24 protein-coding genes are annotated in these 22,656 nt (G+C 65.9%); 13 read left to right on the forward strand and 11 right to left on the reverse strand.

Annotation, left to right across the window (positions count from 1 at the left end; all coding sequences use genetic code 11):
- Positions 1-2: 2 nt before the first annotated feature.
- From ARTH_RS15285 to ARTH_RS15295, 3 genes are all read right to left on the reverse strand, one after another.
- Positions 3-752 carry a flavodoxin family protein gene (locus ARTH_RS15285; protein ID WP_011692840.1) on the reverse strand — a complete coding sequence of 250 codons (750 nt, stop codon included), beginning with the start codon at positions 750-752 and terminating at the stop codon, positions 3-5.
- A 77-nt stretch (positions 753-829) separates the two neighbouring features.
- Positions 830-1,444, reverse strand: a complete 615-nt coding sequence (locus tag ARTH_RS15290; protein WP_011692841.1) for an FABP family protein — start codon at positions 1,442-1,444, stop codon at positions 830-832.
- Between the two features lie 169 nt (positions 1,445-1,613).
- Entirely contained in the window at positions 1,614-2,348 is a 735-nt protein-coding gene (locus ARTH_RS15295; protein ID WP_011692842.1) for a hypothetical protein, read from the reverse strand.
- Positions 2,349-2,624: 276 nt separating this feature from the next.
- Between ARTH_RS15295 and ARTH_RS15300 the strand changes: the two genes are divergently transcribed.
- The 10 genes from ARTH_RS15300 (at position 2,625) to asd (ending at position 12,968) form a co-directional block, all read left to right on the forward strand.
- On the forward strand, positions 2,625-3,323 hold the full coding sequence (locus tag ARTH_RS15300) for a winged helix-turn-helix transcriptional regulator (RefSeq protein ID WP_011692843.1): 699 nt from the start codon (positions 2,625-2,627) through the stop codon (positions 3,321-3,323).
- A 279-nt stretch (positions 3,324-3,602) separates the two neighbouring features.
- Positions 3,603-4,574 (forward strand): mycothiol synthase, encoded by a 972-nt coding sequence (mshD, locus tag ARTH_RS15305; RefSeq protein ID WP_011692844.1) that lies wholly within the window; start codon positions 3,603-3,605, stop codon positions 4,572-4,574.
- A 103-nt stretch (positions 4,575-4,677) separates the two neighbouring features.
- Positions 4,678-6,927, forward strand: a complete 2,250-nt coding sequence (locus tag ARTH_RS15310) for an RNA degradosome polyphosphate kinase (protein ID WP_011692845.1) — start codon at positions 4,678-4,680, stop codon at positions 6,925-6,927.
- Positions 6,928-6,991: 64 nt separating this feature from the next.
- Positions 6,992-7,942, forward strand: a complete 951-nt coding sequence (locus ARTH_RS15315) for an NUDIX hydrolase (RefSeq protein ID WP_043430898.1) — start codon at positions 6,992-6,994, stop codon at positions 7,940-7,942.
- Positions 7,943-8,046: 104 nt separating this feature from the next.
- On the forward strand, positions 8,047-9,699 hold the full coding sequence (locus tag ARTH_RS15320; RefSeq protein WP_011692847.1) for a hypothetical protein: 1,653 nt from the start codon (positions 8,047-8,049) through the stop codon (positions 9,697-9,699).
- A complete protein-coding gene (locus ARTH_RS15325) occupies positions 9,696-10,085 on the forward strand; it encodes a GntR family transcriptional regulator (protein WP_011692848.1) in 390 nt (129 codons plus the stop codon). The genes ARTH_RS15320 and ARTH_RS15325 overlap by 4 nt, the downstream gene beginning before the upstream one ends.
- Before the next feature lie 9 nt (positions 10,086-10,094).
- Complete coding sequence (locus tag ARTH_RS15330) at positions 10,095-10,898, forward strand: thymidylate synthase (RefSeq protein ID WP_011692849.1); 804 nt, start codon at positions 10,095-10,097, stop codon at positions 10,896-10,898.
- Positions 10,895-11,479, forward strand: a complete 585-nt coding sequence (locus ARTH_RS15335) for a dihydrofolate reductase (RefSeq protein WP_011692850.1) — start codon at positions 10,895-10,897, stop codon at positions 11,477-11,479. Before ARTH_RS15330 ends, ARTH_RS15335 begins: the two co-directional genes overlap by 4 nt.
- A gap of 4 nt (positions 11,480-11,483) precedes the next feature.
- The gene (locus tag ARTH_RS15340) at positions 11,484-11,702 is read left to right on the forward strand and encodes an NF038396 family protein (protein ID WP_011692851.1); all 219 of its coding nucleotides are present in this window, start codon (positions 11,484-11,486) and stop codon (positions 11,700-11,702) included.
- Positions 11,703-11,837: 135 nt separating this feature from the next.
- On the forward strand, positions 11,838-12,968 hold the full coding sequence (gene asd, locus ARTH_RS15345) for an aspartate-semialdehyde dehydrogenase (protein ID WP_011692852.1): 1,131 nt from the start codon (positions 11,838-11,840) through the stop codon (positions 12,966-12,968).
- A gap of 27 nt (positions 12,969-12,995) precedes the next feature.
- Here asd and ARTH_RS15350 read toward each other — a convergent pair whose 3' ends face one another.
- Positions 12,996-14,108, reverse strand: a complete 1,113-nt coding sequence (locus tag ARTH_RS15350) for a winged helix DNA-binding domain-containing protein (protein WP_052309706.1) — start codon at positions 14,106-14,108, stop codon at positions 12,996-12,998.
- 116 nt (positions 14,109-14,224) lie between these two features.
- On the opposite strand from ARTH_RS15350, the gene ARTH_RS15355 reads away from it, so the two are divergent.
- On the forward strand, positions 14,225-14,716 hold the full coding sequence (locus ARTH_RS15355; protein ID WP_011692854.1) for a hypothetical protein: 492 nt from the start codon (positions 14,225-14,227) through the stop codon (positions 14,714-14,716).
- A gap of 28 nt (positions 14,717-14,744) precedes the next feature.
- Here ARTH_RS15355 and ARTH_RS15360 read toward each other — a convergent pair whose 3' ends face one another.
- From ARTH_RS15360 to ARTH_RS15375, 4 genes are read right to left on the reverse strand one after another with little or no spacing between them, the layout of a single operon-like run.
- Positions 14,745-15,812: a UDP-N-acetylmuramate dehydrogenase gene (locus ARTH_RS15360; RefSeq protein ID WP_011692855.1), complete on the reverse strand. Its 1,068-nt coding sequence runs from the start codon at positions 15,810-15,812 to the stop codon at positions 14,745-14,747.
- A 35-nt stretch (positions 15,813-15,847) separates the two neighbouring features.
- Complete coding sequence (locus ARTH_RS15365) at positions 15,848-17,149, reverse strand: MFS transporter (protein WP_011692856.1); 1,302 nt, start codon at positions 17,147-17,149, stop codon at positions 15,848-15,850.
- Positions 17,142-17,594, reverse strand: a complete 453-nt coding sequence (locus tag ARTH_RS15370; RefSeq protein WP_011692857.1) for a MaoC family dehydratase — start codon at positions 17,592-17,594, stop codon at positions 17,142-17,144. The genes ARTH_RS15365 and ARTH_RS15370 overlap by 8 nt, the downstream gene beginning before the upstream one ends.
- A 2-nt stretch (positions 17,595-17,596) precedes the next feature.
- Positions 17,597-18,070, reverse strand: coding sequence for an FAS1-like dehydratase domain-containing protein (locus tag ARTH_RS15375; RefSeq protein WP_011692858.1), 474 nt, complete (start codon positions 18,068-18,070; stop codon positions 17,597-17,599).
- Between the two features lie 195 nt (positions 18,071-18,265).
- Here ARTH_RS15375 and ARTH_RS15380 point away from each other — a divergent pair, with 195 nt between their 5' ends.
- Positions 18,266-18,643 carry an ArsR/SmtB family transcription factor gene (locus ARTH_RS15380; protein WP_011692859.1) on the forward strand — a complete coding sequence of 126 codons (378 nt, stop codon included), beginning with the start codon at positions 18,266-18,268 and terminating at the stop codon, positions 18,641-18,643.
- 5 nt (positions 18,644-18,648) lie between these two features.
- Positions 18,649-20,298, forward strand: a complete 1,650-nt coding sequence (locus ARTH_RS15385) for a SulP family inorganic anion transporter (protein ID WP_011692860.1) — start codon at positions 18,649-18,651, stop codon at positions 20,296-20,298.
- On the opposite strand, the gene ARTH_RS15390 is transcribed toward ARTH_RS15385, so the two are convergent.
- The 3 genes from ARTH_RS15390 to ARTH_RS15400 are packed head-to-tail and all read right to left on the reverse strand — an operon-like array spanning position 20,288 to position 22,399.
- Positions 20,288-20,512, reverse strand: coding sequence for a DUF3188 domain-containing protein (locus tag ARTH_RS15390; RefSeq protein ID WP_011692861.1), 225 nt, complete (start codon positions 20,510-20,512; stop codon positions 20,288-20,290). The genes ARTH_RS15385 and ARTH_RS15390 overlap by 11 nt on opposite strands.
- A gap of 22 nt (positions 20,513-20,534) precedes the next feature.
- The gene (locus ARTH_RS15395; RefSeq protein ID WP_011692862.1) at positions 20,535-21,497 is read right to left on the reverse strand and encodes a DUF2797 domain-containing protein; all 963 of its coding nucleotides are present in this window, start codon (positions 21,495-21,497) and stop codon (positions 20,535-20,537) included.
- Between the two features lie 32 nt (positions 21,498-21,529).
- Positions 21,530-22,399 (reverse strand): HpcH/HpaI aldolase/citrate lyase family protein, encoded by an 870-nt coding sequence (locus ARTH_RS15400; RefSeq protein ID WP_011692863.1) that lies wholly within the window; start codon positions 22,397-22,399, stop codon positions 21,530-21,532.
- Positions 22,400-22,656: the final 257 nt, after the last annotated feature.

Here is a 22,656-nt window from a genome sequence, read left to right on the forward strand (position 1 = left end):
AGCTAGCGGTATTCCGGATTCTCAAAGTCGAACCGTGTGCCGGCTTTCCATTCCTCCGGCAGGTTGCCGTAGGCGGGGATCCCGCCGGCGTCCTTCAGGATTCGTGCCACGTGCAGCAGGTTCCACGTCATGAACGTGGTGTTGCGGTTGGTAAAGTCGCTCTCCGGCCCCCCGGACCCTTCGTCGAGGTAGCTCGGACCCGGTCCCACCGGTCCGATCCAGCCGGCGTCCGCCTGCGGCGGAATAGTGAAGCCGATGTGCTGGAGGCTGTAAAGGACGTTCATCGAGCAGTGCTTAATGCCGTCCTCGTTGCCGGTAATGAGGCAGCCGCCCACTTTGGGGTAGAAGGCCCACTGGCCTTTGTCGTTCAATTGCCCGGAGTGCGCGTACAGGCGTTCGATCAGTTTTTTGGTCTGGGAGGAATTGTCGCCCAGCCAGATGGGGCCGGCCACCACTACGATGTCCGCTTCCTGGACAGCAGGGTAGAGTTCGGGCCACTCGTCGGTTGCCCAGCCGTGCTCGCGCATGTCCGGATACACGCCGCTGGCAATGTCGTGGTCCACGGTCCGGATCACCCGGGTGGCGACGCCCTGCTTCTCCATGATCAGGCGGCTGACCTCGATCAGGCCTTCCGTGTTGCTGGTCTCCGGAGATTTCTTGAGTGTGCCGTTGAAGAATACGGCCTTGAGATCGCCGTAGTTTGCTTTGGTCCCCTGATCTGGCGTACCCGGGTCCGGATGCTGGCTGTTCACGGTCTTGCTCCCTGCGTTCGTTGCGAAAAACAACAATCAGTGAGACCTGCCGGCCGGGGTGTCAGAGTCCCGCCGGCCTAGGAAATCTTGCTGAGGATGGCCGAAGCGTGGGCTTCCAGGCCGCCGCCCTGAGTGGAGCCCGCCCCGGTGGCCACGTCCCACCGCCAGAGAAGCTTTCCGTCCACCAGGCCGAAAATCCGGGTTGCCGCCGTGTACTCCTTGGAGTGGCTTCCTCGCATGACCATGTCGGTGCTGAGCTGGATCTGGGGGCCCTTGATCTGGCCGTAGTACAGCTCGGAGATGCCGCCGGGGTGTGAGATGGAAACGGAGATGTCGAAGCCGCCGTCGCTGTTGCGCAACGCTTCGACTTCGTCGGCGCTTTTCAGCACCGGGACGATGTCGGCCGGGATCAGCCCCGGTCCGCCGTCTTCCTCCCGCTGCTTCCGCTCCAACGCCCAGAAGCCGGTCTCCACCGTCAGCGGCCGCAGCCTGGTGCCTTCATCGTCGGTCAGCCAGCTCTCGGCGCGGTACTGGAGGTACGGCAGGCCGTTGTGCGTGAAGGACACATGCTGGGAGAAATGCTCGGAATCTTCCTCGCCGGCGCCCAGGCGTCCGCTGCCCTCCCACTCACCAATGAGCCAGGACAACGGGACGAGCTCGGGCGTGAGGTCTGTAGGAATTTCAATCGGCACAGTAACTACCTCCGCAGACAACTAGCTCTGGACTGGTATTACTTCTGGCCCTTGAAGAGGCGGTAAACCACGAAACCAGCGAACCATGCCATGGAAAGGCTGGCAATGCCAAGCAGGACAAGGAAGAAAATCTCAAATGCAAGTACGGACATGATGCCATCCTAACGCGTTAGTAGATGAGTAGTTTGTCTATGAAGTAAGCGAGCGAACCCACTGCTGCCACGGGTGCCAGGCCCATACCGAGCGCGGCTGGAAAGTTAATCCGGTCCCCGCGGAGTATAACCAGTCTGCGCAGGCTCACGAGAACTGCGCCCACCGTAACGCCCACCACGGCGGCAGGTATTACGGCGATGTTTGAGAAGATCAACCCTGCCAACGGAGCACTGAGGCCTGCCAGCACGATGCCCAGCGGCGCTACGATCCGGTCCGGCCAGCGGATGAGTCCGGCCAGCAGGGCAAAGGCGGCACTGATACCGGCCACGAGGAGCATTTCCTTGACGCCGTTGAACCTTGAAGCCGCAATCCACCCTGCACCAAGACAGGACAGCAGCACACCTGCGCTCGATCCCAGCGTGGATTCCAGGCGCTGCGCCTGGCCCGTGCCGCGAAGCAGCTGCATCAGGAAAACAGCCATCACGCCTGCCGCAATGAACGCCGGGGTCCAGTCGAGGAAGCCGGGCGCCGGGACGTAGGTGGCTGCCACGGCCGAGCCCGCTCCGGGCAGTCCGATGATTGCTGCGAGGGTCTTCTTGGCGGGGATGTCCAGGAAGTGGGGCCAGCCGACACCGACGGCCAGGGCGACGAGTATGGCGACACCGAGCAGCACTTCAGGGGAGGTGTAAGCCCCGCCGATAAAGACAGCAAGCCCGGCCAGCCCGATGGTTCCGATGGTCCACGGCTTCACTGTTTACCCGCGCTCACTCTCTGCTGACATCTTCTTCGCTCCGTCCAATCCTGCCTTATGTGACCTGCTTATGTCGCAAAACGCGAACTGAAACAGAACTGATCCGTGTCTGTTAAGGGCCAATTGGGTATACTCAAAGCTCAGCTACGCTTCCTTCGGAGGATGCGGGCCCGGCCGGATTTTCGGCCGGCCACGACCGACGCGGGCAGCCAGTACCGGCCGGTGAAAGCCCGGTTCAGACGCCCGATGATGCGCGGACAGCCCCTTGGAGGAACAATGTCGCACATCCTGCTACTGACGAACAGCACCGGATCATCGGTGGACATTTTGCCTGCCTTGGAATTGCTCAACCACCGCGTGCATATCCTCCCGGCCGAGCCCACTGCCCTGCTGGAAACGGACCCCTGCGACGTCGTCCTGCTGGATGCCCGCAAGGACCTGGTCGGTGCGCGGTCCCTCACGCAGCTGCTCAAGGCCACGGGGCTCAGTGCACCGTTGATGCTGATCCTCACCGAAGGCGGCATGGCAGCCGTGTCCTCGGCCTGGGCCGTGGATGACATCCTGCTGGACTCCGCGGGTCCGGCTGAAGTCGAAGCCCGCATTCGACTCTCTGTCGCGCGCGCCGTGCCGGAGAAAGAGGATCTTCCCACCGAGATCCGCGCCGCCGGCGTCGTCATCGACGAAGCAAGCTACACGGCCAGGGTCAACGGAGCCCCCCTGAACCTGACGTTCAAGGAATTCGAACTCCTGAAGTACCTGGCGCAGCACCCGGGCCGGGTGTTTACCCGGCAGCAGCTCCTCACAGAGGTGTGGGGCTATGACTACTACGGCGGCACCCGCACGGTGGACGTCCACGTCCGGCGGCTGCGGGCCAAGCTCGGCGCCGACCACGAAAACCTGATCAGCACGGTGCGCAATGTCGGCTACCGCCTGACCCTCGTGCGGCAGCCCGAAGAGGAGCTGACGGAGGCATAGCCTTTCGCAGCCGCCGCAGAAGGCTAAGGCTCAACCACTCCCGCAAACTTAGCGAAAAGAAGAAGCCCCGGACCAACGGTCCGGGGCTTCTTCTTAGGCTTCTGGGCCTGCAGTGGAGGACATACGGGTCGAACGTATCGAGGCCACCCCAGTGGTGGATCCCCCTCAGTTCCCGCTTCAGGAAGCCGGAACAGGTAATGACTATACGTGCCGGATCCGGCCGCATCAAATCGACCCGAATCCCGCCGTCAGCCGGACGGGCCGTATAGCCTGTACACCATGAGTCCTGCGCATCCCGAGAACTGGCCCGTGCTCGTCGTCAAGGGCGGAGTGGACGATGAACTGCTCAGGGATTTCACAGCCCTCGCCGCGGCCGCCGAAGAGTCGGACGGAAACCCTCCCCTGTCCGAGCAGACTTTCGTGACCCTCCGCGCCGGCGAGTCGGGAACCCATTCGCTCCTGAGCCTGGCGCTCTATGCGCCCGATGAGGAATCGGATCCCGCCACCGCACAGGACCTCGCCGGCTTCGCGGTGGTGGTGGAGGAAGCGGACGGCACAGGTGTGCTGGAACTGGCGGTGCATCCGAGCTACCGGAACCAGGGCGTGGCAGACAGGCTGGTTGCCACGCTCAAGGCATCACGGGGTTTCGACGGGCTCAAGGCGTGGTCCCACGGGAACCATGAGGCAGCAGCGGACCTTGCGGCCAAGTACGGTTACGCCCCCATCCGGGAGTTGTGGAAGATGCGGCTCACAGCATCTGACGCTGAACTGCCCGACGCCGCCCTCCCGGACAACGTGAGCCTGCGGGCCTTCATCCCCGGGCAGGACGAGGAGGCGTGGCTGGCAGCCAACAAGGCCGCCTTCAGCCACCATCCGGAGCAAGGGAATATGACGCGGCAGGATCTGGCCGCCCGGATGGCCGAGGACTGGTTCGATCCCGCCGGCTTCCTCCTCGCGGTCGACCCGTCGGGGCGGATCCTCGGCTTCCACTGGACCAAGGTGCACCCGGGCCACGGCGGCCATCCCGCCATCGGTGAGGTCTACGTGGTGGGTGTGACCCCCGAAGCCCAGGGCATGGGACTGGGTAAGGCCCTCACCGTGGCCGGCATCAAGTACCTGCAGGACAAGGGCCTTCACGCGGTCGTGCTCTACACGGATGCGGACAATACGCCAGCCGTTTCGCTGTACCGCCGACTCGGCTTTACGCGGTGGGATGCGGACGTGATGTACGGACCCAAAAACGGCGGTTAATCCAATCGGCAGACGCATGCGCCGCGGTTCAGGAAATCTGAGTATCCCGCGAATCGAATGCTTGTAAGGTTGAAGGTAAACCGCGCCAGCAAAAGGAGTGACCATGCAACCGGAATCAGCCGGAATCGCCACGTCTGAGGCCAAGGTGCTTCCGGTGCGCGCCCGCTTCGGGTCCTCCGAGGTCCCGGCTTCCCGTGCCACGCAGGACCGGATCGACATTCCCGAGTTCGCGCCAAATCTTGAGCCCGAGGGAGACATCAGCCCGGACCGGTTCCTGGACCGTGAATTGAGCTGGCTGGCTTTTAACTCCCGGGTGCTGGAACTTGCCGAGGACCCCAATCTCCACCTGCTGGAGCGTGTCAGCTTCCTCTCCATCTTTGCCTCCAACCTGGACGAGTTCTTCATGGTCCGAGTGGCCGGGCTGAAGCGCCGGATCGCCACCGGTCTGGCCGTTCCCTCGCCGGCAGGCCTGAGCCCCATGCAGGTTCTGGACCAGATCGGCGAAGCTGCCCACCGCCTTGCGCAGCGCCACGCCCGGGTCTATGCCGAGCAGATCCGGCCGGCCCTGGCGTATGAACACATCCACCTCATGCACTGGGACGAGCTTGACGACCAGGCCAAGGACCAGCTCAGCGCGATGTTCGCGGAAAAGGTCTTCCCCATCCTGACCCCGCTGGCGGTGGATCCCGCCCACCCGTTCCCCTACATTTCGGGGCTGTCGCTTAACCTGGCCGTGGTGGTCCGCAACCCTGTGAGCGACAAGGAACTGTTCGCCCGCGTCAAGGTTCCGGACCAGCTGCCCCGCCTCATTTCCATCGATGGCCCGCGCGCCGGATCGGTCCCGGGACGGGTGGCCCGGTTCATCGCCCTGGAAGAAGTCATCGCCGTCCACCTGGACCAGCTGTTCGCCGGCATGGAGGTTCTGGAGCACCACACGTTCCGCGTCACGCGCAACGAGGACGTTGAGGTGGAAGAGGACGACGCCGAGAACCTGCTGCAGGCGCTCGAAAAGGAACTGCTGCGCCGCCGGTTCGGCCCGCCGGTGCGGCTCGAAGTCACCAACGACATCAACCCGAACATCCGGGCGCTGCTGATCCGCGAACTGGGCGTGGAAGAGTCCGAGGTCTACTCCGTACCAGCGCCGTTGGACCTCCGCGGCCTGTCCGTCATTGCCGCGATCGACCGTGCGGACCTGCACTACCCGAAGCATGTCCCGCACACCTCGAGGTACCTGAACGAATCGGAGACGTCGAAGGCAGCCAACGTGTTCGCGGCCATGCGCCGGCGGGACATCCTGCTGCACCACCCGTACGATTCGTTCTCCACGTCCGTCCAGGCCTTCCTGGAGCAGGCTGCGGCGGACCCCAAGGTGCAGGCCATCAAGCAGACGCTGTACCGCACCTCGGGCGACTCCCCTATCGTCGATGCCCTCATTGACGCGGCAGAGGCAGGCAAGCAGGTGCTGGCCCTGGTGGAGATCAAGGCCCGGTTCGATGAACAGGCCAACATCTCCTGGGCACGGAAACTGGAACAGGCCGGCGTGCATGTTGTGTACGGCATCGTGGGCCTGAAGACCCACTGCAAGCTCTCCCTCGTGGTCCGCCAGGAAGTGGACGGCCTGCGGCGCTACTGCCACATCGGCACGGGCAACTACCACCCGCGCACCGCCCGCTATTACGAGGACCTCGGGCTGCTGACGGCCAATGAGCAGGTGGGCGAGGACCTTTCCAGGCTCTTCAACCAGCTCTCGGGCTACGCTCCCAAATCCACTTTCAAGCGGCTTCTGGTGGCGCCCCGCTCGGTGCGGTCGGGGCTCATTGACCGCATTGAGAAGGAAATCCGCAACGCCAAGGCGGGCATTTCGGCCAGGGTCCAGATCAAGGTCAACTCCATGGTGGACGAGGCAATCATCGATTCTCTCTACCGTGCATCGCAGGCCGGCGTGAATGTTGACGTGATAGTCCGCGGCATCTGTTCGCTGCGTCCCGGCATCCCCGGGCTCAGCGAAAACATCACAGTGCGTTCCGTGCTGGGACGCTTCCTGGAGCACTCGCGGGTGTTTGCCTTCGCCAACGGCGGGGACCCTGTGGTCTACATCGGCTCCGCCGACATGATGCACCGCAACCTTGACCGGCGGGTGGAAGCACTGGTCCAGCTGACCAGCGGCGACGACACGTCCTACGTGCTGGACATGCTCCGCCGCTACATGGACCCGGGAACGTCCAGCTGGCACCTGGACAGCCAGGGTGAATGGACCAGGCACCACATCGGTGACGACGGCAAGCCGCTGGAGGACGTCCAGTCATGGCTGCTTGCCTCGCGTTCCCGCCAGCGCCCGACGATTAGGCGGTAGGACCCTGGCCCCGAAAACGGATGCGAAAAGCGACGTCACTAACGACTCGGCGAACGACTCGCTTATTGCGGACCAGACAGACCATCCCGGGGAACCTGTAGCGGTCACCGCTGCCGGCGCCCTGCCGTGGCGCGTCAGCAAGGACAAGCTCGAAGTCCTGCTGATACACCGTCCAAGCTATGACGACTGGTCGTGGCCCAAAGGAAAGATCGACTCCGGCGAGACCATTCCGGAGTGCGCCGTCCGTGAGATCGAGGAGGAGATCGGACTCAAGGCCACCCTGGGCATTCCCCTCCCTCCGATCCACTACCACGTGTCCGCTGGCCTCAAGGTAGTCCATTACTGGGCCGTGGACGTGGACGGTGCCACGCTGCGTCCGGACGGCAAGGAAGTGGACAGCGTGATGTGGTGTTCACCGGAAAAAGCCGCCTCCCTGCTGAGCAACCCCGGTGATATTGCGCCGCTTGAGCACCTGGTGGCAGCCCACGCCCGCAAGGAGCTGGACACGTGGCCGCTGCTGGTGGTGCGCCACGCAAAGGCCAAGCCGCGCTCCTCCTGGACCAAGGCGGAAGGGGACCGTCCGCTTGCGGCTACCGGATTGCGGCAGGCCCAGGCTGTCCGACGGTTGCTTCACGTGTGGAAGCCGCTTCGCGTTCACTCGAGCCCGTGGCAACGCTGCGTGGCCACGATTGCCCCGTACGCCAAGTCCGCCGACGCCAAGGTGAAACTGCACGACGCCCTGACGGAGCACCGCCATGCCCGGAGCCCGAAGAAGACTGCAGCCGTTGTGGAAGCACTCTTCGATAAGCAGCGCGCAATCGCCCTGTGCACCCATCGGCCCGCCCTGCCTACCGTCATCAAGCAGCTCGGGGAGCACATGAACGGCCGGCTGCGCGCCCTGCTTCCATCCTCCGACCCCTACCTGGCGCCCGGAGAGATCATCGTGTGCCATGTAGCCCGCGGCAACAACCACAAGATTGTGGCTGTTGAACAGTTCAGGCCCTTCGACGACTAAAAGCGGCCGGCCTGCCCGGCCCGGCGTGCCGGGCCACGAACCGGCTTGACCCGGACCTCTTTGTATCAAATACTCAGTACATTGATGCAAAATCTGGGGGGATTATGCCGGTCCAATTCGAACTGCCTACGACTCTTCTGCTGGGACCGCTGGCCGCCGCCGTCGTTATCTACCTCATCCTGAGGTGGGTGGTATGGGAACCCCGGATGGGCGCCTCGCCCGAAACTGTTTCGCAGCACGCGCTCTGGGTGGGCGTCATCGGATGGATGACTAGCTCCCTCCAGGGGGCCATGAATATCGGCATCATTCCGTCGGGCAGAACCACCAGCCCCGCGATCGGCCCTTTCCTGGTCACCCCGGACACCATTATCCCGGCCCTGGCATGGCCCATCCTCGGAACTATCGGAGTCCACGCACTGGGCCAGCTCAGCTATCCGCGCCCCCGGGGACCCCGCCGCAAGGCCAGCCTCCAGGTCCGGAAAATCCGCGACTTCCTTCCGCGTCCGCTGGCCTGGACAACATTGGCCATTTTCACGGGCGCAGCCGGATTCACCGCATGGACCGCTACGCTCCCGGGCTTCGCAGCAATTGCGTACGGCTCGGTCCGGGAGGACCCGCAGGGCTACCGGACCATCGGCGGCGACGGGCGCATCCCCGGTTCTGAACTGGCCGGCTGGCTGGGTGCCGCGCTGGTTGCCCTGGCTGCGTGCACCTGGCTGGTGCTGCTGCTGATCTGCCGCAGACGGCAGCTCGAGCAGCTGACGGACCACGACAATTCGATCCTGCGAACCATCGCCATGAACAGATTGCTCCGCACGGTCTCCACGATGGCGTCGGGCCTGGCCGTCATCGCCGGTAACTATGTGGCCCGCCCGGACCCGGCTGCGGGCAGCACGTCGTGGACTAATTTCGCGGCCTTTGCGGGCATGGCGGTCCTGCTTGCCATGCTGCTCTGGGCGCCGCCGAAACTAACGGGAACCGCAACGGCCGCCGGCCTCCGGAACGCGAAGCCCGGGCACTTCGGCGCCGGACCGCACCCGGCATCCAAACTTGTGGTCTCGGTCGGCGCCGGACTCGGCGTCGCCGCAGCCCTGCCGGTGCTTGCGGGAGCGTTCCTGGTCCCGGCCATCATCGCAGCGGGGCCGTCCGGGCCGGCGGTTTTCATAACACTAGTTGCGGGGCTGGTCCTTGTGGTCCTCGCCGCCGGCGAGCTGTTGCTGCAGCGCAACTACACGAGCCCGGATGAACCGCGGACATGGCCCCGGCAGCCGGTGGGCGCGGCCCTTCTCACCACACTGATCCTGGCGCTGCTCGTCCTCGTCACAACCCTCGTGGTCTCAGCCGCCGGGAACACCCTGCTTGGCCGGGACGGAGGGTGGATCCCAGCTGCGCTCCTCAGTACCGCCGGGGTGCTGCTGGCGCTCCCGGCTTTGCTGGCAACGCGCCTGCGGCGAGGCATCCCCGCTGCTCCGCCCGGGCTCGACGCAGCGCTGCGTGCCATCACCCTCCACCGGATGGCGCGAACGCTCTCGGCCATGTTCATGGCGCAGGCAGCGATGGTCCTGCTGATGAACAGCCAGGCGTGGGCCGCTGTCTTCGGCGTGGCATTCCTGCCGTCCATCCCGTGGTGGCCCGCTTCCCTCGCGGGCACGATCCTGGCCTGCGCGGCGGTCGCCACAGCCGTGATACCGGTGCGGACCTTCGCAGGCTCCCGTTCCCGGCCCGCTCCCCTGCCCCGCAGGGACCACGTCACATGACGGCCGGGATCGCAGTCGACCTGCGGTCGGCCGTGCCGCCCTATGACCAGATCCGCACCCAGATCTCCTCGTTGATCGCCATCGGCTCGCTGGCGGCCGGAACCCGCCTGCCCACCGTCCGCAGCCTGGCGGCGGACCTGGGCATCGCAGCGGGGACGGTGGCACGCGCCTACAAGGAACTCGAGCAGGCCGGCCTGATTGAAACACGGCGGCGCAACGGGACAGTCGTCGTCGGCGTGCCCGACTCCGTCCGCCCGACGGGCGGCTCCGTGCCCCCTGACCTCATCGCCGCCGTCGACCGTTACATCGCCGAAGGCCGCGCGGCGGGCCTGGACGACGGCACGCTCCAGGACATACTGCGCCTCCGGCTGTTCCATTCTCAGTAGACTGGGACCGTGAGCATTCCAACGCCCTATGAAGACCTCCTGCGTGACGTCCTTGCCAACGGCACGCACAAATCTGACCGCACCGGCACCGGCACGCTCAGCGTGTTCGGGCGGCAGATGCGCTTTGACCTCAGCCAAAGCTTTCCGCTGATCACCACCAAGCGCGTTCATTTCAAGTCGGTGGCAGTTGAACTTCTATGGTTCCTGCGCGGCGAAACCAACGTGAAATGGATGCAGGACCAGGGCGTCACCATCTGGAACGAATGGGCCGACGCCGACGGCGAACTGGGTCCCGTTTACGGCGTGCAGTGGCGCAGCTGGCCGACGCCCGACGGCGGCCACATCGACCAGATCGCCGAGCTGGTGGAGAACCTCAAATCCAACCCGGACTCGCGCCGGCACATCGTCTCCGCCTGGAACGTGGCTGAGCTTCAGGACATGGCCTTGCCGCCGTGCCACGCGTTCTTCCAGTTCTACGTTGCTGACGGCAAGCTGTCCTGCCAGCTGTACCAGCGCTCCGCGGACACCTTCCTTGGCGTCCCGTTTAACATCGCTTCCTATGCGCTGCTGACCTGCATGCTGGCCCAACAGGTGGGCCTGGAGCCCGGCGAGTTCGTCTGGACCGGCGGCGACGTGCACATCTACGACAACCACATGGACCAGGTGCTCAAGCAGCTGAAGCGGGAGCCGTACGAATACCCGCAGCTGAAGATCCTCCGCAAGCCGGACTCCATTTTTGACTACACGCTGGACGACTTCGAAGTGGTCGGATACCAGCACCACCCTACGATTAAGGCGCCGATCGCAGTATGAGCACCGACAACGCCATGGATCCCCTGGCCTTCACTGAAAAAATTGCCGACGGAACCACCGGAGTGGGGCTCGTCTGGGCCCAGACCACGGCAGGTGTGATCGGCAAGGACGGCGACATGCCGTGGCACCTTCCCGAGGACATGAAGCACTTCACCCGGCTCACCACCGGGCACCCGGTGATCATGGGGCGCAAAACCTGGCTCTCGTTCCCGGACAAGTACCGTCCGCTGCCCGGGCGCACCAACATTGTGGTGACGCGCCAGGAGGGCTGGGGCGACACTCCCGACGCCCGGGGCGCCATCGCGGTGAAATCGCTCGACGACGCGCTGCTGGAATCACAGTTCGCGCCCGGCCACGAAACGGTGTGGGTGCTGGGCGGCGGGGAAATCTTCGCGCAGACCCTGGACATCGCCGACGTCGCAGTGGTGACATTCATCGACTCCGAGACCGACGGCGACACGTACGCGCCCGAGCTCGGTTACGAGTGGAAGCTGGCCGCCAGCGAGCCGGCCACCGGCTGGCTGACGTCTGCCACCGGTACCCGTTACCGGTTCACGATGTGGCGCCGGACGGAGGCCTAGGACCATGCTGAAGAAGCCGGAAACACTCTTTGTCCTGGGCTACATGCTGCTCCCGCTGCTGGCCCTTCTCTCCGCGATCGTGGGACTGACCATGATCCTGGGCGGCAACAAGATCGCCGGCGCGATCGTGCTCGTCGTGGTGACGCAGGCGTTCGCGTTCGGTGCCGTGTACGCGCTGCGCCTCCGCAAGGCGGCAGTGCTCGAACAGCGCGACGCCGAGTAGCGGCTCAGGCGGATTGTTCCCACAACCTGGGCCTACTACTTCAAAAAGCGCCAGGCAACGCGCCTCGGCAGGCGTGCATCCCGGGCGTGACGTAACCGACTGCGCCGTGCCGGTTCCGAAGTCTAAACTGGTCGAATGACTACAGCAGCTACCCCCTCCGTCGGCCTGGTCGGATGGCGCGGCATGGTCGGCTCCGTCCTGATGCAGCGCATGCAGGATGAAGGCGACTTCGCCAGCATCAACCCGGTGTTCTTCTCCACCTCCAACGCCGGAGGTGCGGCGCCATCTTTTGCGGAAGGCGCAGGCAAGCTCGAGGACGCGTTCGACGTCGACACGCTGGCTAAGCTGCCGATTATTGTTACCGCCCAGGGCGGCGATTACACCAAGCAGGTCCACGGTGAGCTGCGCAGCCGCGGCTGGGACGGCCTCTGGATCGACGCCGCCTCCACCCTGCGAATGAATGACGACTCGATCATCGTGCTGGACCCCATCAACCGCGACGTCATCGACAAGGGCCTCGCCAACGGCACCAAGGACTTCATCGGCGGAAACTGCACCGTGTCCTGCATGCTGATGGGCCTGGGCGGCCTGTTCAAGAACGGCCTCGTCGAGTGGGGCACCTCCATGACCTACCAGGCTGCCTCCGGCGGCGGCGCCCGCCACATGCGCGAGCTGCTCAGCCAGTTCGGTACGCTCAACGCGGAGGTCAGCTCGGAACTGGACGACCCGGCGTCGGCCATCCTGGAAATTGACCGCAAGGTCCTGGCACACCAGCGCACCGACATCGACGCGACGCAGTTCGGCGTCCCGCTGGCCGGCTCGCTGATCCCTTGGATCGACGCGGACCTCGGCAACGGCCAGTCCAAGGAAGAGTGGAAGGCCGGGGTCGAGACCAACAAGATCCTCGGAACCTCCGGCGAAAACCACATCATCATGGACGGCCTGTGCATCCGGATCGGTGCGATGCGTTCGCACTCCCAGGCCCTCACGCTCAAGCTCCGCGAAGACCTCTCCGTGGCCGAGATCGAGAAGCTCCTGGACGCGGACAACGAATGGGCCAAGGTGGTGCCCAACACCAAGGAAGACTCCATGGCGAGCCTGACCCCGGTGGCCGCCTCAGGGACGCTGGACATCCCGGTGGGCCGTATCCGCAAGCTCGAAATGGGCCCGGCTTACATCAGCGCCTTCACTGTGGGTGACCAGCTCCTCTGGGGCGCCGCCGAACCGCTGCGCCGCATGCTCAACATCGCCACCGGCACGCTCTAAGGACGTTCCCGTTCCAGGCACCGGGCGCTACGGCGCCTGGCCGAGGAACTTCAGGTACCTCGCGGCCTGCAGCTCAAATGACCTTTGGGCGGCAGGCCGCAGTCCGTTAACCGTGTCAAAGGGTTCAGGCACGACGGCGGCCGTCCACCCGGCGCCTTTGAGTGCCCAGGTGCCTATCACTTCGCCGCCGGCCACGATTGTCTTCTTGAACATCCCGTTGCCGCCCGGAACCACTTTCTGGGCGTGCTCGGGCGGAAGCACGAGGGAACGGTCCGTGTAGCCGAGCAGGAACTCATCGAACCCCGGCAGCGCCAACAGCGAGCGCTGGCCGGGCACGCCGTCGTCGAGCAGCGCCGCGGTGGCCGGAGACATCCAGTAACCGGCTCCTTCAAATTCCAGCTCAACGAGCTGGTCCGACACCTGGGCCAGGGCGCTGCGGACCTCCGTCACGCGCGTGCTGGACCACCATGCAAAGTCACGTTCCGTCGCAGGGCCGTGACTGGTCATGTACCTCAGCACCAGCTCGGCTATGCCCTCCGCGCGGTCCAGCTCGCGGGATTTCGGAATCCACTCGTCAAAGGCCTTGATGAGCTGCTGGTTTCCCGCGAGCGGTCCCTGCACGAGCCAGGCCCGCTGGCACAGGATCCCCAGCAGGTGGATGCCGCGCTGTCCTACCGTGGACTGGCCCGCGGCTTCAAAGGCCTCGAAAAGCTGCTGCCGCGTGGCCGAGCCGCCGCCCGAGACCAGTTCCAGGGCCGCGTCACGGGCAGCGTCCACGTCCCGGGCATCAATCTCCAGCTCCCGGTGTCGGCCGCCCATTCCCTGGAGCTGGCGGTCGGCCGTGATGTTCAGGATCCAGCGAAGGTCCTCCGGAGCCAGCAGGTGCAGGGTTCCGCGCATGGGCCACGAGCGGACAACCAGCCCTTCATCCAGCGCGGACCGGACGGTGTCAACGCCGGCGGTGCGGACCCTCAGCCCCACGGCCCAAAGTACCGCCTGCATGTCCTGGGCCTGCATGGCGGTCATCCACCGTACGGCGTCCGACGCAGAATCGAACGCCGGCGCCAGCAGCCCCTGCGCGGCGAGGCGCAGCCGTCCGATGACGTGCCGTGTGATCCGGGGCCGTGCGCCTGTTCGCATACCCCCATCGTAGGTTGCACCCCCGCCATGCGGGTCCGCAGTCCCGGGCAGTGCCGTACGGGGAGTGCACGGCATGCTCCCAGCCGGTTTACAGCCGGGGTCCCTACGCTGGTTGAATGACTGTCGGAGAGCTCTGGCCGCACCTGCGGCCCCTGTGCCGGGCCCTTGCCCTGCTGGGCTGGGCCACAAGCGCTGCCGGAATGGCCGCAGGACTCTCCATCGCGGTTGCCGGCGGCACGAGCCTCTCCCCCACCGTGGAGGCCCTGCAGTTCTTTTCGGCGGTCAGCATGGGGGTGGCTGTCCTCAGTTTCCTCGCAGCCTCCCTGCTGCAGCCCCGGCACGGCGGCTGGCGGGCTGTTGACCATGACGCCAACCGTGCTGCCCAGGATCCAGGCGGCGACATGCCGCCTACGATCAAGAGCTTCCTGCTGGCCGCCTTCGCGCTGCTGGCGGGGGCCGTGGTGTTCGCCTGTGCCGGGCTGGTCCTCCGCAACGGCCCCAGCGCACAGTCCGTGGCCTTTTGCCAGGTCTTCCTGCTGGGTGCAGCGGCTTCCGGGTTCACGTTCATGCTGTTCAGCAAGGTCACTCCGCGGCACCGCCGGAATTAGCCGGGGCGGCGCCTGGACATCGGAGCGGCTAGAGCTCGACGCCGATGAGCAGCGGCTCCGGGTGCAGTTCAATACCAAAGCGCTCGACGACGCCGCGCCTCACCTCGCGCGCCACGGCCACCATGTCTGCCGCACTCGCTGCACCCCGGTTGGTGATGGCCAGCGTGTGCTTGGTGGACAGCGACGCCCGCCCGCCGGAGACACTCCCGGCATCCAGCCCGTATCCCTTACCGAAGCCGGCATGGTCGATCAGCCAGGCGGCAGACAGCTTGACGAGCCCGTCCGCCCCGGCCGGGTAGCGGGGAGCGTCTTCGGGGAGCCGTCCTGCCGCCTCCGCCGGTACGATCGGATTCGTGAAGAAGGACCCTGTGGAATAGGTGTCACGGTCTTCCGGGTCCAGGACCATGCCCTTGGAGGCACGGAGCCGCAGGACCTCACGGCGCACATCGTTGGCGTACGCCCTTTCGCCGGCTTCGACGCCCAGGCACTTCGCCAACTCGGCATAGCGGATGGGCGCACTCATCCGGCCCAGCGGCAGCTGGAACTCGACAGTGAGCACAACGAAGCGCGGGGAGCCCTGGACGGTGGTCTGTTTAAGGATCGAGTCCCGGTAGCCAAACTTCAGTTCGGAATTCGTGAAGGTGCGGACGGCGTTCTTTTCCCGGTCCCAGGTCCGCACCGCCGCAATGGTCTGGGAAACGTCGGCGCCATAGGCTCCCACGTTCTGCACCGGAGTGGCGCCGGTGGATCCCGGGATGCCGGAGAGCGCTTCGATTCCGGACCACGCGTGGCGCACAGCGTGTTCCACGAGGGCATCCCAGTTGTGCCCTGCCTGGACCACCACGGCGACGCCGCCGCAGGTGTCCTCGGAGTTGACGGCGAACCCTTCAGAGGCGATCCGGAGCACGGTGCCGGGGTAACCGGCATCTGAAATCAGCAGGTTGGACCCGCCCGCGACGATCAGCAGCTTCTCACCGGCGGCGTCCGCTGAACGGACGGCGTCGATGATTTCCGCCTCCGTGCGGGCCTCGATGTAGTTGCCGGCGGGACCGCCGACGGCGGCAGTGGTCAGGTCGGAAAGCAATGTCTGGGTCACCTGTCCAGCCTATCTGTCATTGGCATCGGAGCGGATCAGGAGAGCTTCCGGGCCACCGGGGACAGCAGGAAGCTGACCACGAGCATCACCATCACGGCAAGGAGCGAGTGGAGGATGCCGACGTGTTCGGCCAGCAGCCCCAGCAGCGGCGGACCGCACAGGAACGCACCGTACCCGATGGTGGACACCACGGACACGCGGGCGGCTGCCTTGACCGGATCGTCTGCCGCGGCGGACATGCCAACCGGGAACCCCAGCGAAGCACCGAGGCCCCAGACAGCCAGCGCCACGAATGCCAGCCACGGAACGGGGGCGAACACGAACAGCCCCAGGCCGGCTACTGCCAGCGCGGCGCACCAGCGCATGACCGGGACCCTGCCAAAACGGTCCAGGACCAGGGTGCCGGCAAAGCGGCCAATGGTCATGAAGGTGACGAACAGGCCGTAGCCCGCCGCCCCGGCAGCATCCGTCTGGCCGTGGCCGTCGGCCAGGGCCAGCGCCACCCAGTCGCCTGCAGCCCCTTCTGCGAGGGCAAGCCCAAGGACCATGACGCCCAGCAGCAGCGTGCGCTTGTCACGCCAGGCCTGGGCGATCAGACGCTTGTTGTCCAGCGGCTGTTCCGGGACGGCGTCCGTCTGCCGGACGATGGGAATGGGTCCCGTGGACGGGTCCTCGAACGTGTCTGTACCGGACGCTTTGAACGGGCGTGCCCCCTGCACCGGCGTAATGTCCGCACGGAACCAGGAAGCGGCGGTTGCCACCGAGCCGGCCACCACAAGCCCTCCCGCCGCAAGATGCCAGAACACGGGGATGCCGGCACCGGCAGCCCAGGCACCAAGCCCGGCTCCGGCGACCGTTCCCAGGCTGAAGGAGCCGTGCAGCCGGGGCATGATGTGCCGGCGGACGGCGCGTTCCACCGCCGCGCCTTCGACATTGGATGCGGTGTTCCAGCTGGCGGTGCCGAGCCCGATGACGGCCAGGCCGACGGCAACCGCCACCGGGCTGGCGAGCACCGAGGTGCCGAATCCGGCCAGTAACAGCCCGACACCCACCATGATGCTGCCGATCCGGATGGTCCTCTTGGATCCCAGCCGGAGGACGATCAGCCCCGAGGCGGAGACGGAAAGAAACGAACCGGCCGTCATGCAGAGCAGGAGAAGTCCTACCGTGCCGGGGGTCAGGTCCAGCCCGTCCCTGATGGCCGGCAGCCGGGACACCCAGGTGGAAAACGCGACTCCACTTGCCCCGTAGGCCACCACCACGGCATTGCGCCAGTGCGTGACCTCGGCGGACGGGGTGAAGACGTTCCTGATCACGGAAGCATCGTTGTCACGCAAGCCTGACGACAGCCTGGGCCTTCATCAGGACCTTCTGTCCTGCGGAGACGACGGTGAGGTCCACGCGGGCGGTGCCGGCATCCGCGTCAAGCGCGCCAATGGCGCCACTGACCTCGATGACGGCCCCAGGCTCGTCCGTGCCGGTGGTGTCGGCGACCAGGACCGGCTTGGTGAAGCGGGTCTGGAAATCCACGACGGCGGCGGGGTCGCCCGCCCAGTCGGTCACCAGCTGGACTGCTGCCCCCATCGTGAACATGCCATGGGCAATAACGCCGGGCAGGCCGACTCCGGAAGCGAAAGCCTCGTTCCAGTGGATCGGGTTGAAGTCGCCGGACGCGCCGGCATATTTCACCAGGTCCTGGCGGGTGACGGCGATGCTGCGGCTGCCAAGGTCCTGGCCGACGGCAAGATCGGAAAAAACGGGGGCAATGGATGCAGTGCTCATGGTTACTGTCCCTCTCCGCGGACCAGGATGGACGAGGTGGTGGTGGAGACGGCCTCCCGGGAAGCACCGGAGTCGTCGGCGCCGGTGAGGGCGAAGATTTCCGAGCGCGTGGTGATCATCGCACCGCCGCCCATGGCACGGACGCCGTCCACGTGCAGCTCCGCCACCAGGCGGTCACCGGCGAAGATGGGCCTGTGGTGGATAAAGCGCTGGTCAGCGTGAACCACGCGGGAGAAGTCGATGCCGGACTCCGGATCCTCGATCAGCTGGGCATCGGCGCGCTGGGCAATGATGATGGCGAAAGTGGGAGGGGCCACGAGGTCGCTGTGGCCAAGGGCCCGGGCTGCTTCCAGGTCGAAGTGCGCGGGATGGGTTGCCTTGACCGCCCTGGCGAACTCGCGGATCTTCTCGCGGCCGACGTCGTACACCTCTGCGGCAGGGTAGCTACGGCCCTGCAGATCCGGATTGATAGTCATGGCCTCAAGCCTATCGCTCCCCGCCGTCAGGCCAGCGGCAGGTTACGAGGAGGGAGGCGGGCCGGTTCACGGCCTGTTACGCAGCGGGGTCTGGCGGGTTACACCCCTACGCGGTATGATGGATTCATCATCCCATCAATTCATGCGGCGGCCCTTCGCACGGCTGCTGCGCGAACCAGGCGACAGCAGGTCCCCATGCTCTCAGCGGCGCAGGCCCCTTTGTACGAAATCAAGGCCAACCTCTTCAAGGCCCTCGCCCACCCGGCGCGCATCAGGATCCTCGAACTGCTGGCTGCTGCGCCGGACACGACAGCACCGGTCAGCTTCCTCCTGGCCGAAACCGGGCTGGAGGCTTCCCACCTCTCCCAGCACCTGGCAACGCTGCGCCGGCACAAGGTGGTGACCTCCGTGCGGTCGGCGAATGCCGTGACGTACCGCCTGGCGCACCCCAAAATCGCAGAGCTCCTGGCCATTTCCCGGACGTTCCTGCTGGATACCTTGGCAGACTCCAACGAGCAGCTCCGCCTGGCGCAGGAATTGCCGGTCGCCCATCTCTCCGGCCCGTCCTCGTGAGCCGGATGCGGACGCTGCGGGCATTCCTGCCGTCCCGCCGCGATTACGACGGGCTGCGCTCCTCGTGGAAGACGGACCTCACTGCGGGCATCACGGTGGGGATCGTTGCACTTCCCCTGGCGCTGGCGTTCGGCGTCAGCTCCGGAGTGGGCGCCGAAGCCGGACTGATCACCGCTGTGGTTGCCGGCCTGGTGGCGGCCATCATGGGCGGCTCCAACGTCCAGGTCTCCGGCCCCACCGGCGCCATGGTGGTGGTCCTCGCCCCTGTGGTGGCCAGCCACGGCGCCGGCAGCATTCCGATTGTTTCGCTGCTGGCAGGGCTCATTGTCTGCGCACTCGGCATCAGCGGACTGGGCCGCGCCGTTGCTTTCATCCCCTGGCCTGTGGTGGAAGGATTTACCCTCGGCATTGCCGCCATCATCTTCCTCCAGCAGGTGCCCCTGGCCACTGGAACAGCGGGCATCCCGGGTCACAACACCCTCGTTGCGGCGATCGAAGCCGCCTCGGGAGCCGCGTTTCCCACCGTCATCCAGACCCTTGCCGTAGTGGTTGCAGTCGCGGCCATCATGTTTGTGGTACCCAAGGTTCACAAGTCGCTGCCTGCCAGCCTGACCGCCGTGCTGCTGGTCACCGTGGCCGCGGAGCTGCTCCGCCTCGACATTCCCCGGATCGGCGCGCTGCCACATTCCCTGCCCGCCCCTGCCGTGCCCATGATCGACCCCACAGCTCTTGGCGACCTCATGATGCCGGCACTGTCCATCGCCGCGCTGGCGGCCATTGAGTCACTGCTCTCCGCCCGGGTGGCGGCGGGAATGGTGGGCCCGGACGGCAGGCCCGGCGGCCGCTACAGCCCGGACCGCGAACTGACCGGACAGGGGCTGGCGTCCATTGCGGCCGGACTGTTCGGCGGAATGCCCGCAACCGGCGCCATCGCCCGGTCCGCCGTCAACGTCCGGTCCGGAGCGAAGACACGGCTGGCGGCCGTGGTCCACGCCCTGGTGTTGTTGGCAATCATCTACCTCGCGGCCGGATTGGTCGGACGGATTCCGCTGGCCGTGCTGGGCGGAGTCCTGATGGTCACGGCCACGCGAATGGTCTCGACCCAGACGGTCAGCGCCATTCTCCGTTCCACCCGGTCTGATGCGGCAGTCTTCATTCTCACTGCCCTGATCACCGTGGCTTTCGACCTGATCATCGCCATCCAGATCGGACTGGCCGCTGCCGCCCTGCTGACGCTGCGGAAGTTTGCCTCACTGAGCGGCGTCCGCCGGGAGGCCCTAACGGGCGCGCCCGCCGAAGGAGATTCCCACATCGCCATCTTCAGGCTCGACGGCGCCATGTTCTTCGGGGCGGCGGAACGGATCCTGCAGGAAATCAACGAGGTAAAGGACATCCAGGTGGCCATCATCCGTTTGTCCCAGGTGCGCATGCTGGACGCCACGGGCGCACACGCCCTTGTGGAAGTCATCTCGGCGCTGGAACTCCGCGGAATCACCGTTCTGCTGAAGGGGGTCCAGCCGGAGCACCTGGAACTTGTGACCAACGTGGGTGTGATCCGTTCCCTCCGGCACCACAAGCACCTGTTCAGCACACTGCCGGCGGCCGTGGACCACGCCCGCAGCCATGTGCTGCGGAATGCCGCTGCTAGCGCTTGAGGTTCTTCCGGATCTGCTGGCCCCGCACCACGATCCCCACAACGTGCAGGACCAGGCCAGCGCCGATCACCGGCAGTGACGCGACGGCGAGGCCCTGGTTGCCGGAAGTGTTGCCCACCAGGTTGAGGACAATGCCGACGGCGATCAGGCCCATGGCGCTGAAAACGAGCACCTTGTAGGAGGTGGATGCGGTGGCCCAGAATTCGTTCAGCACCGTCCCATTCTATGTGCCGGCCTCAGAACAACGATTCCTGCACGGCCGGAACTTCCGAAGAATGGTGGTCTCCGAAATCCACGCTCCGGGCCTTCAGCTGCCCTAGGTTCACCACGAACTCAAGTTCGGTGCCTTCCAGGGCAGCCACGGCGATACTTCCGCTCAGCGCGGCAATCCGGAATCCGTGTGCTCCACGGCCCAGGTCCTGCGGGTAAGCGTGCCGGACCGCGGCCGCGCACGCCCGGTCTGCAAGGACCGGCCGGACCCACTGTTCGTCCACCACCCCGAACCCCTCCCCGCCGCCGCGGACCAGCAGTGCGCGTGCATCACCGGCCAGCTGCCGGTTCAGCGCATCAAGTTCGACGGCGGGTGCCGGTGCCGCCAGGGCGGCGGCCTTGGCTGCCGACCGGACCTGTTGCGGGAGCCCGGCGTCGCGGGTCAGCATGTCTTCAAGGATCCGGACCACCCGGCCGTCGTCCGCTCGCGCCACGTAGCGTGCCACCACGGCTCCCTGCTCGGCCAGCCGGTTCCATTTCCGTGGGTCCGAGGCGGTGCCGACCTTGCTGGCGCCGTTGGCGAACGTTGCCACGTACAGCCAGTGCTGCTGCATCAGGTAGGCGCGAAGCCCCGGCGGGACACCTCCGCCGCGGTGGAAGTCGTGGATGAGCCGGGAATCGTCCACCACGAAGCAGCGCTCGCACTGGCTCCCCCTGACGGCCGGCGCCTTGGCCGGGCAGAGGACGTGGTCCCGGTCAGCCGGGCCGTACACCTTGTGATGTCCAAGGCAGAACTTGCCTTCGGCGGCGACCCGGAAACCCAGCCGGCGGCCGGCGTCGAGCCCCACCTCCCGGAAACCGCCGGAAGGGTCCTGCAGGCGCATGACCGGAGTTCCGCCGTCGTGCTTTCCTGACCCGGGACCAGCCAGGGAACCGGGCGGCGCACCATCCCAAAAGACCCCGTGGACCAGATAGCGGGTATCGGTCACGGGGTCTCCTCTTGGCTGGGGCTGCGGCGGCGCTAGAGTGCCGGCTGCACCCCAAAGGCGACGGCGAGTTTCATGATCTTCTCGGCGCGGCCCAGGCGCGGCAGATCGGAGCCGTCGCGGATGACGCGGCCATTGGCTTCGAAGTCGGCCATGAAGTCCGTGGCCCAGGCGACGTCCGACGGCGTGGGGCTGATGACTTCGTTGATGACGTTGGTCTGGTCGATGGCCAGGCAGAGCTTGCCGGTCATGCCCATCATCACGGTGATGCCGGTCTGTTCGCGCAGGATCGGGTGGTTGGTTCCCACCGTGGGGCCGTCGATGGGGCCCGGGAGGTTGCCCACCCGGCTGGCAACAACCAGCTTGGCGCGCGGGTATGCCATGGCCTCGGGAGTGGCCGCCATGCCGGTGTCGCGGCGGAAATCGCCGGAACCGAACGCCAGGCGGAACGCGCCCTGGGCCTTGGCGATGTTGTTGGCTTCCTCGATGCCGACGGCGGATTCCACCAGCGGAATCACGGGGGTCTTGCCGTCCATGCGGTGGTAGCTCTCGGTGACCTGGTCAGCGGACTCGGTCTTAGCCAGCATGACGCCGAGCAGGCCCGGGGTTCCACGAAGGCCAGCGAGGTCAGCAGCCCAGAACGGGCTGGTTGCGTCGTTGATGCGCACCCAGGCCTGGCCGCCGGCAGTCAGCCAGTTGATGACGTGTTCGCGGGCGGCGTCCTTCTGCGAGGGGTCCACCGCGTCTTCGATGTCGAGAATGATCGAGTCCGCGCGCGACACGGCCGAGACGTCAAAAAGCTCAGGCTTCATTGCGTTCACCAAAAGCCACGAACGGGCAATTTCGGCGGGGATGTTTCGTTCGGGCCGTACGGTGTCGACGGCAGCGGAGGTAGAGGTGGTCATACTCCTACCGTATCCGCCCGGAGCCCCCCAACGCTAAGTAACAGCTTCCCAACGGGAGAACAATACGGCGAACAATACGACCAAAATCCGACACGGCAGGCGCGTCAAACTCCCTTCACGGGCCGTTACCGGGCGAAACGGGACGTCTTGTGACCCGTCGTTTCGCCCTGTTTCCCCGCATTTCCGCGGGTGTCCCGGCGTGACAGCAACGCTTCCCCTCGCCCCGGAACGTGCGCTTACATCGTTCCAGCAGCAGG

This window comes from Arthrobacter sp. FB24 (assembly GCF_000196235.1).
In the GTDB taxonomy this organism is placed as follows: Bacteria; Actinomycetota; Actinomycetes; order Actinomycetales; family Micrococcaceae; genus Arthrobacter.

Coding starts and splice junctions, on each gene's coding strand:
- ARTH_RS15375 (WP_011692858.1), bottom strand. CDS start 18,070: ATGACTATCAATCCGGATCTGCAGGGCCGTAGCTACCCTGCCGCAGAG.
- ARTH_RS15310 (WP_011692845.1), top strand. CDS start 4,678: ATGCAACCGGAATCAGCCGGAATCGCCACGTCTGAGGCCAAGGTGCTT.
- ARTH_RS15325 (WP_011692848.1), top strand. CDS start 9,696: ATGACGGCCGGGATCGCAGTCGACCTGCGGTCGGCCGTGCCGCCCTAT.
- ARTH_RS15340 (WP_011692851.1), top strand. CDS start 11,484: ATGCTGAAGAAGCCGGAAACACTCTTTGTCCTGGGCTACATGCTGCTC.
- ARTH_RS15320 (WP_011692847.1), top strand. CDS start 8,047: ATGCCGGTCCAATTCGAACTGCCTACGACTCTTCTGCTGGGACCGCTG.
- ARTH_RS15300 (WP_011692843.1), top strand. CDS start 2,625: ATGTCGCACATCCTGCTACTGACGAACAGCACCGGATCATCGGTGGAC.
- ARTH_RS15350 (WP_052309706.1), bottom strand. CDS start 14,108: ATGCGAACAGGCGCACGGCCCCGGATCACACGGCACGTCATCGGACGG.
- ARTH_RS15385 (WP_011692860.1), top strand. CDS start 18,649: ATGCGGACGCTGCGGGCATTCCTGCCGTCCCGCCGCGATTACGACGGG.
- ARTH_RS15335 (WP_011692850.1), top strand. CDS start 10,895: ATGAGCACCGACAACGCCATGGATCCCCTGGCCTTCACTGAAAAAATT.
- ARTH_RS15370 (WP_011692857.1), bottom strand. CDS start 17,594: ATGAGCACTGCATCCATTGCCCCCGTTTTTTCCGATCTTGCCGTCGGC.
- ARTH_RS15400 (WP_011692863.1), bottom strand. CDS start 22,399: ATGACCACCTCTACCTCCGCTGCCGTCGACACCGTACGGCCCGAACGA.
- mshD (WP_011692844.1), top strand. CDS start 3,603: ATGAGTCCTGCGCATCCCGAGAACTGGCCCGTGCTCGTCGTCAAGGGC.
- asd (WP_011692852.1), top strand. CDS start 11,838: ATGACTACAGCAGCTACCCCCTCCGTCGGCCTGGTCGGATGGCGCGGC.
- ARTH_RS15380 (WP_011692859.1), top strand. CDS start 18,266: ATGCTCTCAGCGGCGCAGGCCCCTTTGTACGAAATCAAGGCCAACCTC.
- ARTH_RS15355 (WP_011692854.1), top strand. CDS start 14,225: ATGACTGTCGGAGAGCTCTGGCCGCACCTGCGGCCCCTGTGCCGGGCC.